At 42.4% G+C, this 11,670-nt stretch carries 12 protein-coding genes and 1 riboswitch; of the genes, 6 read left to right on the forward strand and 6 right to left on the reverse strand.

Annotated elements, in window-relative coordinates; all coding sequences use genetic code 11:
- Window positions 1-2 precede the first annotated feature (2 nt).
- The 3 genes from cobA to NQ095_RS02970 are packed head-to-tail and all read left to right on the forward strand — an operon-like array spanning window position 3 to window position 2,073.
- Window positions 3-767, forward strand: coding sequence for a uroporphyrinogen-III C-methyltransferase (cobA, locus tag NQ095_RS02960; protein ID WP_258262013.1), 765 nt, complete (start codon window positions 3-5; stop codon window positions 765-767).
- Window positions 768-1,523 carry a sirohydrochlorin chelatase gene (locus tag NQ095_RS02965; protein ID WP_258262014.1) on the forward strand — a complete coding sequence of 252 codons (756 nt, stop codon included), beginning with the start codon at window positions 768-770 and terminating at the stop codon, window positions 1,521-1,523.
- A complete protein-coding gene (locus NQ095_RS02970; RefSeq protein WP_258262015.1) occupies window positions 1,504-2,073 on the forward strand; it encodes a precorrin-2 dehydrogenase/sirohydrochlorin ferrochelatase family protein in 570 nt (189 codons plus the stop codon). Before NQ095_RS02965 ends, NQ095_RS02970 begins: the two co-directional genes overlap by 20 nt.
- A 52-nt stretch (window positions 2,074-2,125) precedes the next feature.
- Here NQ095_RS02970 and NQ095_RS02975 read toward each other — a convergent pair whose 3' ends face one another.
- Window positions 2,126-2,374, reverse strand: a complete 249-nt coding sequence (locus NQ095_RS02975; protein WP_258262016.1) for a hypothetical protein — start codon at window positions 2,372-2,374, stop codon at window positions 2,126-2,128.
- 245 nt (window positions 2,375-2,619) lie between these two features.
- A riboswitch (purine riboswitch) is annotated at window positions 2,620-2,721 on the forward strand.
- A 112-nt stretch (window positions 2,722-2,833) separates the two neighbouring features.
- Between NQ095_RS02975 and NQ095_RS02980 the strand changes: the two genes are divergently transcribed.
- The 3 genes from NQ095_RS02980 (at window position 2,834) to NQ095_RS02990 (ending at window position 6,460) form a co-directional block, all read left to right on the forward strand.
- Window positions 2,834-3,424: a xanthine phosphoribosyltransferase gene (locus NQ095_RS02980; protein ID WP_258262017.1), complete on the forward strand. Its 591-nt coding sequence runs from the start codon at window positions 2,834-2,836 to the stop codon at window positions 3,422-3,424.
- The gene (locus NQ095_RS02985; protein ID WP_258262018.1) at window positions 3,421-4,725 is read left to right on the forward strand and encodes a nucleobase:cation symporter-2 family protein; all 1,305 of its coding nucleotides are present in this window, start codon (window positions 3,421-3,423) and stop codon (window positions 4,723-4,725) included. Before NQ095_RS02980 ends, NQ095_RS02985 begins: the two co-directional genes overlap by 4 nt.
- A gap of 172 nt (window positions 4,726-4,897) precedes the next feature.
- Window positions 4,898-6,460, forward strand: coding sequence for a long-chain-fatty-acid--CoA ligase (locus NQ095_RS02990; RefSeq protein ID WP_258262019.1), 1,563 nt, complete (start codon window positions 4,898-4,900; stop codon window positions 6,458-6,460).
- 148 nt (window positions 6,461-6,608) lie between these two features.
- Here NQ095_RS02990 and NQ095_RS02995 read toward each other — a convergent pair whose 3' ends face one another.
- The 5 genes from NQ095_RS02995 to NQ095_RS03015 all read right to left on the reverse strand — a co-directional run bounded on the left by NQ095_RS02995 (window position 6,609) and on the right by NQ095_RS03015 (window position 11,514).
- Window positions 6,609-7,148 (reverse strand): hypothetical protein, encoded by a 540-nt coding sequence (locus NQ095_RS02995; RefSeq protein WP_375162798.1) that lies wholly within the window; start codon window positions 7,146-7,148, stop codon window positions 6,609-6,611.
- A 232-nt stretch (window positions 7,149-7,380) separates the two neighbouring features.
- Window positions 7,381-7,863, reverse strand: coding sequence for a ribonuclease H-like YkuK family protein (locus NQ095_RS03000; RefSeq protein ID WP_258262020.1), 483 nt, complete (start codon window positions 7,861-7,863; stop codon window positions 7,381-7,383).
- An 802-nt stretch (window positions 7,864-8,665) separates the two neighbouring features.
- Window positions 8,666-9,124, reverse strand: a complete 459-nt coding sequence (locus NQ095_RS03005; protein ID WP_258262021.1) for a staygreen family protein — start codon at window positions 9,122-9,124, stop codon at window positions 8,666-8,668.
- 67 nt (window positions 9,125-9,191) lie between these two features.
- The gene (locus NQ095_RS03010) at window positions 9,192-9,956 is read right to left on the reverse strand and encodes a hypothetical protein (RefSeq protein ID WP_258262022.1); all 765 of its coding nucleotides are present in this window, start codon (window positions 9,954-9,956) and stop codon (window positions 9,192-9,194) included.
- Between the two features lie 133 nt (window positions 9,957-10,089).
- The gene (locus NQ095_RS03015) at window positions 10,090-11,514 is read right to left on the reverse strand and encodes an alanine/glycine:cation symporter family protein (RefSeq protein WP_258262023.1); all 1,425 of its coding nucleotides are present in this window, start codon (window positions 11,512-11,514) and stop codon (window positions 10,090-10,092) included.
- Window positions 11,515-11,670: the final 156 nt, after the last annotated feature.

Genomic DNA, 11,670 nt, shown 5'->3' on the forward strand with positions numbered 1-11,670 from the left:
CAATGGGAAAGGTATATTTAGTCGGAGCGGGACCCGGGGATCCGGAACTGATTACGCTAAAAGCGTTGAAATCCATACAAAAAGCAGACGTCATTCTTTATGACCGTCTGGTGAATAAGGAACTTCTCTCCTATGCGAAGAAAGGGGCAGACTTGATCTACTGCGGGAAACTGCCAAACTATCATACGATGAAACAAGATACGATCAATCATTTTCTGGTGCGATATGCAGCAAGTGGAAAAGTGGTGGTCAGATTAAAAGGGGGAGATCCCTTTGTATTCGGAAGAGGCGGTGAGGAAGCAGAAGCATGCGCGAAAAAAGGGATTCCTTTTGAAATCATTCCGGGTATCACATCAGGGATCGCAGCAGCTGCCTACGCCGGAATCCCGGTCACTCACCGGGATGCAAGTTCAAGCGTTGCCTTTGTAACAGGTCATAAGCAAAACAATCAACTCGAAGATGAGAAATGGGAGAGCTTATCGAAGGGAATCGATACCCTGGCCATCTATATGGGAGTCAGCAACCTTCCTTATATCAAAGAAAAGCTGATACAATATGGCAAGTCCAAACATACCCCTGTGGCGCTTGTTCACTGGGGGACGACAGAAGTGCAAAAAACCGTCACTGGGACTCTTGAAACCATTATTGATATCGTGAAAGAGGAAAAAATTGAAAATCCAAGCATGATCATCGTAGGAGAAGTGGTACGGTTTCGTGAGAAAATTCAATGGTTTGAAAAGAAAATGCTCATGAGCGAGGCTTTATAGATGAAACGTGCGGTATTGTATGTGTGCCATGGCAGTCGTTTGGTGAAAGCCCGTGAAGAAGCTGTTGCCTTCATCAAGCGATGTCAGGAACATGTCGAGGCGGATATTCAGGAAATAAGCTTCCTTGAACTTGCCAGCCCTTCCATTGAAGAAGGATTCCGTTCATGCGTGGACCGAGGGGCAACTCATCTGACTGTCGTACCACTCCTTCTTCTGACAGCGGTCCATGCCAAGAAGGATATCCCTGATGAAATTCAAAGGTGCAAGGGCTTATATCCTCATATCAAGGTGAAATACGGACGTCCAATCGGCGTACATGATCGGATGGTCGAAAGTGTCATTAATAAAATCGAGGAGGCTGCCCCACTTCATTCATTAACAACGGTCATTTTAATCGGAAGGGGGAGTTCAGATCCGGATGTCAAGAGGGATTTCGGTGCAATAGCTGAGCTATTCCACCGAAAAACAGGGATAAGCGAGGTAAGAACATGCTATTTAACGGCATCCTCACCAAGCTTTAAAGAAACTCTGGAGTCCTTGAAAAATACTGATGGAAACGTCGTCTTCCTGCCTTATCTCCTATTCACCGGGTTATTGATGAAAGGGATCGAGAAAGAAATCCGCAGAATCAATAATAAACATATCCTCCTGGCGAACTATTTAGGGTATGACCCTCTTGTGATGCAGGCATTTCTGGAGCGGGTAAATGAATCTCTGTGGGTCAAAGGAGAAGCCTATGCTGCCGATCATGATTGATGTGAAGGATAAGCAAGTGACGATTATAGGTGGAGGAAAAGTGGCACGTCGTAAGCTCTCTATTTTTCTTGAGCAGGGAGCAAATATTACCATCATCAGCCCTGAGGTGGTCGATGAGATCAGAGTACTACATGAAGAGAAGAAAATTATGTGGATCAAGAGAGAAGTGCTGCCGGAGGATGTAAGTAAAGCGTTCATCGTCATTGCTGCCACGAATAAGCGATCGGTGAACGAACAGGTGAAAAAGTACTCCGACAGAAATCAGCTTCTATGTGTAGTGGACGATGGGGATTGTGGAAATATGCAGATGGTTTCCTTTACACAAAAAGGGACTTTCACCATCGCTGTTTCTACAGGCGGTGCTAGTCCATTCTTAGCAAAGAAGCTTACGAATCAACTGTCTCAACCATTTGATGATTCCTTCATTGAGAAGCTTGCAATTCTTTCATCTGAGAGAAAGGAAATCAAAGCATCGGATTTACCTGAATGGGAAAAAAGAAAGCAGTTAAAAGAACTTTCGTTAAAGCTTGAGGTAATTGAAAATGAGTAAAGCATGGGGAGTATAGTTTCCCCATGCTTTACTCATCTGTCATCTATGAAGATTATGATTGGCCCTCTACAAGGCTCTGATTTATTTTTTGCTGATTCAAATGTACAATTTCACTTAATCCCAAGAAAAACATCGTTGCTCCCAAGGAAAGAAGATATAGCAGCCAAATGGCAGATGTCATATCCTCGATCCCGAAAATACCGGATTTAGACACATCCAATTTCATTGCGGTAATGCTTCCGGCGAAAAATAAAAACCATGCAAATACTTTTAGACCTATGGCCACAGCATTTTGTTTCATAGAATCCCTCCCGTTATCCAATAAGGATGAAAAATCACTACATAATATGATTATAGTTCTGACCACTGAAGATATGACTTTTTATCTATATTATCAATGAGATATTTTCTGAACCTATTTCCCTTTGTAAAGGGAATCGTTATAAAACGATTCTTATTTCACGAACATTTAACTTTATATTAGTGTTAATGTTAAGAAATGAGTCTTTACAAAAGGCTGAGTTGTCGGTATACTAACCAATATCAATTCAATCTATAGTTTTCACTCATATAATAGCGGGGATATGGCCCGCGAGTTTCTACCGGATTACCGTAAATGATCCGACTATGGGTGAGCAATGATAGGTGAGTCTTTATGGACGCTCTTTGCCTAACCCAAAGGTCATTGTCTCACTCTGATGTGAGCACAATATCCTTTGGGTTTTTTAGTATCTACAACAGGTAAAGGAGCGGTTTATTCATGAATTTATTAAAAAATAAGATTAAAGCAGAGGGCGTCGTCCTATCAGAAACTGTATTAAAGGTCGATTCATTTCTTAATCATCAAATACATCCGGAACTGATGATGGAAATAGGGAAAGAACTTGCCTCTCGTTTCAATGGGGAAGGAATCACAAAGGTACTGACCATTGAATCATCAGGAATTGCTCCAGGTGTGATGGCTGCCCTTCAGATGAATGTACCACTGGTCTTTGCACGAAAAAAGAAATCGTTGACGCTAACAGAAGGAGTTCTTACTTCAAAGGTGTATTCATTCACAAAGCAAGAAGAAAATACCATTTCCATATCGAGGGAGTACATACAAAAAAATGATCGGGTCTTATTGATCGATGATTTCCTGGCAAACGGGCAAGCCGCATTGGGGTTGATCGACTTAGTGAAGCAGGCGGAAGCGGTTGTCGCGGGAATCGGAATAGTCATTGAGAAGTCTTTTCAAAATGGCGGTAAAATCGTCCGGGATACTGGCTATAGAGTGGAATCTTTAGCTGAAATAAAGTCCCTTGAAAACGGAAAAGTACAATTTAAGCAAGAGGAGGCGACTGTATCATGAAAAAACAGCCTCTTAAACTGGCTTCACTTGGTATCCAGCATGTTCTTGCCATGTATGCAGGTGCGGTCATTGTCCCCTTGATCGTCGGAGGGGCCCTTGGACTTTCGGGAGAACAGCTTACGTATCTTGTATCCATCGATATCTTCATGTGTGGAATCGCAACCTTGCTGCAAGTGTGGAGTAATCGATTCTTCGGGATCGGGCTACCGGTTGTCCTGGGATGTACGTTCACGGCAGTCGGGCCGATGGTCGCAATTGGAGGTCAGTATGGGATCTCCGCCATCTACGGATCGATTCTCGTTTCAGGTCTATTCGTCACTGCGATCAGTAAATATTTTGGGAAGCTCGTCCGCTTTTTCCCGCCTGTCGTGACGGGTTCGGTCGTGACCATCATTGGGATCACTCTGATCCCTGTTGCCATGAACAATATGGCAGGCGGTCAGGGGAGTGCCGATTTTGGTTCATTGGAAAATCTGTCTTTAGCGTTTGGAACGTTGGTATTCATATTATTCTTATATAAGTTCTTTACAGGTTTTGTCCGCTCAGTATCCATTTTACTCGGACTGATGGCAGGAACGGCTGTCGCTTTCGTTCTCGGAAAAGTCGATTTCAGTGCAGTCGGCGATGCTTCGTGGTTTCATATGGCTAAACCATTCTACTTCGGGATGCCGACTTTTGAAATAACAGCCATCCTCACGATGATTCTTGTAGCCATGGTCAGCCTGGTAGAGTCAACGGGTGTGTATTTCGCCCTTGGGGATATCACTGATAAGAAGATTTCAGAAGAAGATTTAGCAAGAGGGTATCGTGCAGAAGGATTGGCCATCGTCCTCGGTGGATTATTCAACGCATTTCCGTATACGGCGTATTCCCAGAACGTCGGATTGGTTCAGCTTTCGGGTGTGAAGCGGAATAATGTGATATATGCAACGGGTGCTTTCCTTGTGATTCTTGGTTTGGTCCCGAAAATCGGTGCACTTACCACCGTGATTCCAGCTTCCGTATTGGGTGGTGCGATGGTCGCCATGTTCGGTATGGTGGTCGCCTACGGGATTAAAATGCTTAGTACTGTGAATTTTGCTTCACAGGAGAACTTATTGATCATCGCGTGTTCTGTAGGAATGGGACTTGGGGTAACAGCTGTCCCTGAATTGTTCGCGCAAATGCCCTCAAGCATCCGGATCTTGACGGATAATGGAATTGTTGCAGGCAGTTTAACGGCGATAGGGCTGAATATCTTTTTTAATGTGTTATCTAAACGTAAGTTGAATGTCATCATGAGTGAGCAAAAAGCGTCATAAATAGTATGATCAAAAAAACCACTTTCTCAGTCAGTTTAATGAGAGGGTGGTTTTTTTGATCATTTATTTCTGAATTATCAGATTAATCAGAAGGGAAAACGTATATTCGTCACGAACCCTAATGTGTAGGGGTTGGAAAGTAAAGAGTTCGTTTTTTTAGAGGAGGAGGAACATGTACGCAACCACTGGATCTATTTTTGACCAAACGGTAATGAAATTCCGCAATAAGGAGGCAATTGTAGAAGAGAAGACTGGTAAACGGTTAACATTTGGAGAGTGGCAGGATGAAGTCCATCGTGTGGCCAATGCCCTCTTGGATGCAGGGGTAAGAAAAGGGGACCGGGTTTCTACGTATTTATTTAATACTCTGGAGTTAGCCAATGCCTATTTTGCATGCGGGAAAATCGGTGCCGTAATCAATCCGATAAACTTCCGGCTGAAAGGGAAGGAAATACACTTTATATTAGAAGATGCAGAACCTAAAGTCGTATTATTTGAAGAAGCACTTTCCCGCCCGATTGAAGGGATATCCAAGAACTTTCCCCAGACCCTTTTTTGGTATGTGGGGGACGATTCTCCAGAGTTTGCCCATAGCTATAATGAGGTAGTGAGTCCTTGTTCCACGTCACTTGCTGATTTTTCAGTCGAAGAAACTGACATTTATGCCATCATGTACACGAGCGGGACCACCGGCAGACCAAAGGGGGTTCTCCACAGACACCGGGATATGGCGGAGCAGAGCTTGATCTGTACATCGGTTAAGGGGCTTACACCAAACGATATCGGACTTGTGACTGCACCGATGTTCCATTGTGCCGAGCTTCATTGCTGTTTCCTTCCACGGGTGCAAGCTGGAGCGAAAAATATCATTGTTCATCAGTTCCAGCCTGATACCGTTTTGAAAGTCATCCAGCGTGAGAAGGTCACCACTCTTTTCGCAGCGCCGACCATGTGGAATATGCTCCTTCAGCATGGGGTGGAAGGATACGATACAACTTCCCTCCGGATAGGACTATATGGGGCGGCTCCTATGGCGCCTGTACTTGTCAGATCCCTTCATGAAAAGATGAAGATTGACCTTATCCAGGCATATGGTCAGACTGAAATGGGGCCAGCGGTTACGTTCCTGCTTCAGGATGAGCAGTTAACGAAGGCGGGTTCCGCCGGACGTGCCGCTTATAACCATGAAATACGAGTGGTAAGACCCAATGAGAACGGTCCTTCTGATCCTGAGGATATGTGTAAACCTGGTGAAGTGGGGGAAATCATTGTCAGGGGCTCATGCACGATGCTTGAATACTTTAACCGGAAGGAAGCGACGGATAAAGCGTTGTATAAAGGCTGGTACCACTCCAGTGACTTGGGTTACATGGATGAGGAAGGATATTTGTACGTGGCTGACAGGGTGAATGATATGGTGATTACAGGCGGGGAGAATGTGTATCCGCGTGAGGTAGAGGATGCCCTGCATGTTCATGAAGACGTGTTGGATGTCGCTGTCCTCGGACGGCCGGATGAAAAATGGGGAGAGCATGTTTTAGCAGTAGTGGTCTCGAAAAAACCTTCTCTTTCATCAGTGGATCTTGATTTATTTTTAAAGAATGGTGATCTGTTAGCAGATTATAAACGGCCGCGTGAATATGTCTTTGTGGAGGAACTTCCTCGTAATGCAAGTGGGAAAATTCAAAAGTTCCTGTTGAGAGAGAACCTGAGTAAAAGGGAAAAGCAACGCTAAGGAGTCTTGATTTTTGTTGTAAAAGCGAGTGACGGAACATATGTTCTATCATTGAAATTTAGACAGGTAAGGTAGCAAATGAAAGAAAAACGGAGAAATAACCAGAAAGTAAAAAGGTGCCTGGGATTTTTGTCCCGGGCACCTTTTGTTATTCTTCACAATTGGTGGAAAACAAGATCGAAACTCCACATACATTCTCTTTCATAACGGTGCCGAAGACTGTAGAAGCAACACCAGTGAAAGTATTGCAAAGGTTTGATAGATCATCGTTGAAAAATTGAATGACCTCGGCTGTAAATACCGGGTACACAGCGTTTGGTTCCCCCGGGAACGGTGGTTTCACCACCACCTGTTCAAAGTAAGGATTTCCTTCCAAACCGACTTGGACCAAATCTGCTACTGCAAACGGACGTAGGGGGCAGGGAACACCGGTGACGATTTTCTGTTCATTGTTTACGACAATAACGGTCAATGTGACGTTACCGAACTCAATGGCTGGCTTAAGAAGAGTTGCCAGGGCTATTGCTTTTTCGTTATTAGTTGTGTTCACTAATGCGATATATGTTGAATCAACCGGGATCAATGGTCCGACTGTCACTTCGGGGTCTTTACCAATTGTGTTTTTCATTTCATTAAAATATGTGATCCAGGGAGGAGAAAGCTGAACATTCATTTCATTTTCCATCATCAGACATCCTTTTATATCATTCTAGTAATCTTACATAATATAGTATTTTGATTGTTGAAAAATGTGAGGGCTGACAGTTGATATTTTCTATTCCAAAAAGCTGGATGTGAGGGAGGAGGGAATGGGGAGGGTGTTTCAGTCGATTCTCGGTGCTTTTCTATAAATCTATCACGATTATTTAAGAGGAAGTTTACAGGAACGAGCAAATCTGAGAATTCATAAATGAATGGCTTCATTTTGTATAACGGTTCGCATAACTGGAAGCCACGAAGGCATCAGGTTTAATTTTCGGTTCCACACCCATCGCTTCCATCCTTGCGACCATTTCCTTCACAAACTTACTCGTTTTATTCTGTTTTCCATTCCCAATATCAATATGACCCTCCATACTAAATGTAGCCCCCTCATAAATATAAGGAAGGACGATATGAATTAACTTATTTTTTCGTTCCTCTGTAAACAACGAAACAATTTCTCCGGATAAAGACAGCTCATATGAAATCCGCTCATGCAATTGCAGCATTCTCCTTGGGACTAACACTTTTCTTATACATGCCCACACACCATTTCCTTCATTTAATATCACAATTCCTGTTATGAAGGTGGTATGTGATCGATGAACTTGTGAATCAGTCCCCACCATTAATCGATAGTGACCGTTTGGCATTGAACGCATGAACTTTACAATATGTTCAAATACCTGGTCAAATGACATCCCGGTTTCCTGTAGATTTTGAAATGAAAAGAGATTATCCTTATCGTTTTTCATCTTGTCAATCACAGCTTTCTTAACCAATTTGTGAATGTAACAGTTAGATTTTATCTATATCTTATGATAAGGATTGATTTATTGTGAGATGAAATGATGGCATACGATTATGGTTTCACCTAACATTTCCATACAAATATGTTTTACTGATTATTGATGCTGAATGGGTACATTAGAATAATATAAAAAAGGAAAGAGAAAGGTAAACATTCATTTTTTTAAACACGTAGCAAAAATTTACTTATTAAGTAGGGGTGTTTCATATTGTATAAATAGGAAAGGGCTACAATAATCCATTTAAAGATTAGGTTTACATAATGTAAATTATAGGAACCTAAATGAAAATGTCAATTTCAGTCTCGTATCACAAGTATACTGTTTATAATGAGACAGAAGAAAAAATTAGGATGATCTATGATTATGATCTGTTGTCAGTTTTGAGTTATCATTTGAGTTATCAAATGATCAATCCGAATAATATTTGCCTGGCTGCTCACTCATTACACGTTATGAAGTTTCAGTTTTATCATATTTCATAAGCTATAATCTGATTATTTTAATTTGTAATCGAATAGTATCTAAGCTGTGTTCCATTCCTAATTCCTTGGTGTTGGCTGTACATCTACTTTAGTTTACATAATACGATCGTAATCACTCATAGTCCTACAAGATTTTTCATCAATTTCTGGTAAGTCACTCAATGAAAAAAAGCATAAAGAGTCCATCTGGTCCTCTCTATGCTTTTGCCTTATTTAATGAGATATTGTCTTGGTGTTCCGAAATAAAGCGTTTGCTGATATTCAGGAAATATGGATTCGAAGCAGATGATAATCGGCGCATCAAGGAGCCATGGATAATACGTGTAAAAGCCTTTATCCCCGTTCACCATTGCTGCGAGCGCTAATGGCAGCTCCTTCTTGAAAATCATGAATCGAACGTTGGAAAGCTGCTGATCGAATTCTCCCCCACTTACATATACTGTCCCGGTCAGCGTATATTGACCGAGGTTTCGCCTCCATTCTCCCAACACTTCGTCCCTCATGGTGATATTGATCTTTTCAAGATCATAGTGGCACCCGATACTTAAGTATAGTTCTCCTGTCGTATCGGAATGGGTTAACGTGTACTTCCTGTTATCGATCGGATTGAAGATGGATGCAGGCGGCAGATATTGAACAGTTAACTTTTCAGGCTTAAATTCACTCATCTATAAGCCTCCTTTACAAAAATGGGCTTACGACAGAGTATGACACTTGCCTAGAAACGGTTCCCTTTCAATGTTCTCTCCACTTGATTTTAATCAACTTCCATATACCTTTTTCATAATACCAGTAAGAAGTGGCAGTACCGATACCATCAGCATGATAGGCGCCACTGATTTGTTGATATCCCTTCAGCCCTTTACCGCGTTTTTCAAAGATTTTAACCGGTTCGAAAAAGACATACGGTCCCACCATCAATTCCATAGGTTCATTTAGATTTCCGTCGGTATAAATCCCCAGTCTTTCGTAATCCTCTTTCCGATCGCTTAAATCCACTGTATAGGATTGATTTGTATCCACAAACGTAATGGATGCCTTGTATTGATCTTCAAATTGAGCTTGAATCGTAAGGGGCTCAGGCAGTCCGATATCGACGAGTTTGTTGTCGGCCAATGTATGGAGAGCCATATTGTATAGGCCGCCGCTGCCACCTGTTGCAGCTGAATACAGCATATCCTTAATACCATCGTGATTTAAATCATCGAATTGAATTTTCGGTTCATATCCGCCCTCATAATCAATCCGGATGTCGCTTCCTTTGGACGTTTTGATATCTGCCCAGATTTGCTTGAGAAACAGTGCATCAGGAGAAAAAGGAATCGCCTTGAGTGTAATCGTATCTTTCTTACCATCACCGGTCACATCTTTTTTGTAAACTTTTACAATTATTTCGTTTACTGGTTGTTTTTCCGTAGGTTCAGGGGAAAAGTTACCGGCAATGGCATGGAGGGACATAATAAAAAAAGCACCGAATGCAAATAGTAATTCTTTTCTCATGATTCTCTCTCCTCAGTGGAAAATTATTCGTTATTATTTTCACCAGAGAAGATAATTCTATGTAATTATTATCCATCTTTTTATTCTTTATTAAGAAAGAAGACCAGCCCATCTTCAGGCTGGTCCATTCCTTCTATTGTTCTTCTCTTGTTTCAGGCTTTGCTTCCCAGCTTTCAATTCCTTTTAAGCCATCAATCGAATTAGAGTAGAAAACAGGATCTTTCCCCTGCCTTTTTTGTTCTCTATAATCCTTTAGTGCAGCAATGGCAATTTTGGCCAGTAATGTAATGGCTATCAAGTTGATGATGGCCATCAGCCCCATGAATAGATCGGCTAAGCTCCATACGATATCCAGTTTCACAACCGCTCCGAATATTACCATGCCAAGAACGGCGATTCGATAGATGAATAGGGAGACCGGACTGTATTTGATGAATTCGATGTTGGTTTCCCCGTAATAGTAGTTTCCGATGATCGAACTGAAGGCGAACAGGAATATGGCGACAGCTACAAAGGTATCCGCCCATGCCCCCACGTGGAAGCTTAGAGCTGCCTGTGTCAGTTGAATCCCATCGACTCCGGTCGTATATTGATCGGATAAGATGATCATGAAGGCAGTTGCCGTACAGATGAGCAATGTATCGGTGAAAACACCAAGCGTTTGAATGAGACCTTGCTTAACCGGATGTGTCACACCGGCAGACGCCGCTGCGTTAGGGGCACTACCCATACCTGCTTCATTGGAGAATAATCCACGCTTGATTCCCATCATGATGGCTGCTCCGACACCGCCGCTTGCTACCTCCCGGATACCGAATGCATTCTCAAAGATGACGACAAACATATCTGGAAGCATGGTAATATTGGTGACTAGAATATAGAATGCAAGAATCAGATAGAGGACGGCCATGATCGGAACAACGATTTGAGTGACACTGGCGATCCGCTTGACTCCGCCGAAGATTACAACGGCAGTCAGTACAGCCAGAATGATGCCGACTGTCATTCGATCGAAAGAATAGGCTTCTTCCATGGCAAGTGAAATCGTATTGGATTGGACAGAGTTAAATACGAGACCAAAACAGAACGTGATAATCACTGCAAAAAGGATTCCCATCCAACGGGCATTTAATCCTTTTTCCATATAGTAAGCAGGACCACCCCGATAACCGTCCTTACCGTCTTTCACTTTGTAGATTTGAGCGAGTGTACTTTCCACGAAGCTGGTTGCTCCACCCAGTAAGGCAATGAGCCACATCCAGAATACAGCTCCAGGTCCTCCGCCTGCGATCGCTGTTGCCACACCGGCAAGGTTACCGGTACCGACACGTGAAGCTGTACTGATCGTGAATGCCTGGAACGAAGAAATCCCCCGTTTTCCTTCTGAAGAAATGGTCGTTTTATCGGTTAATAGTCTCCCCATTTCTCCTAAATATCGGAACTGTGCGAATTTTGTTCGTAACGAGAAGTATAATCCCAGTCCGATCAGTGCGACGATCAGTATGTACGACCACATGTAATCATTCAAGGTGCCTACGATACTTGTTAATAACTCCATAAATGTACCCCCTAGATGTTTTGGTTTTGACAAATAATGTATGAACCTCTGTATGTTTACCCATTCAGACACTGTTTTAATCTATCAAAAAAAAGATTTACCTTCAACAGCTAGATTAATATTGGTGAAATAATATGAATTGTAGTACAATCATCT

The sequence above is a fragment of the Rossellomorea sp. SC111 genome (genome assembly GCF_024733565.1).
Classification (GTDB): Bacteria; Bacillota; Bacilli; order Bacillales; family Bacillaceae_B; genus Rossellomorea.

What these genes read in the sequence shown, in the direction of transcription:
- NQ095_RS02970 (WP_258262015.1), top strand. Translation starts at nt 1,504, where the DNA reads ATGCTGCCGATCATGATTGATGTGAAGGATAAGCAAGTGACGATTATA.
- NQ095_RS02975 (WP_258262016.1), bottom strand. Translation starts at nt 2,374, where the DNA reads ATGAAACAAAATGCTGTGGCCATAGGTCTAAAAGTATTTGCATGGTTT.
- NQ095_RS03005 (WP_258262021.1), bottom strand. Translation starts at nt 9,124, where the DNA reads ATGAGTGAATTTAAGCCTGAAAAGTTAACTGTTCAATATCTGCCGCCT.
- NQ095_RS02980 (WP_258262017.1), top strand. Translation starts at nt 2,834, where the DNA reads ATGAATTTATTAAAAAATAAGATTAAAGCAGAGGGCGTCGTCCTATCA.
- cobA (WP_258262013.1), top strand. Translation starts at nt 3, where the DNA reads ATGGGAAAGGTATATTTAGTCGGAGCGGGACCCGGGGATCCGGAACTG.
- NQ095_RS03000 (WP_258262020.1), bottom strand. Translation starts at nt 7,863, where the DNA reads ATGTCATTTGACCAGGTATTTGAACATATTGTAAAGTTCATGCGTTCA.
- NQ095_RS02995 (WP_375162798.1), bottom strand. Translation starts at nt 7,148, where the DNA reads ATGATGGAAAATGAAATGAATGTTCAGCTTTCTCCTCCCTGGATCACA.
- NQ095_RS03010 (WP_258262022.1), bottom strand. Translation starts at nt 9,956, where the DNA reads ATGAGAAAAGAATTACTATTTGCATTCGGTGCTTTTTTTATTATGTCC.
- NQ095_RS02985 (WP_258262018.1), top strand. Translation starts at nt 3,421, where the DNA reads ATGAAAAAACAGCCTCTTAAACTGGCTTCACTTGGTATCCAGCATGTT.
- NQ095_RS03015 (WP_258262023.1), bottom strand. Translation starts at nt 11,514, where the DNA reads ATGGAGTTATTAACAAGTATCGTAGGCACCTTGAATGATTACATGTGG.
- NQ095_RS02990 (WP_258262019.1), top strand. Translation starts at nt 4,898, where the DNA reads ATGTACGCAACCACTGGATCTATTTTTGACCAAACGGTAATGAAATTC.
- NQ095_RS02965 (WP_258262014.1), top strand. Translation starts at nt 768, where the DNA reads ATGAAACGTGCGGTATTGTATGTGTGCCATGGCAGTCGTTTGGTGAAA.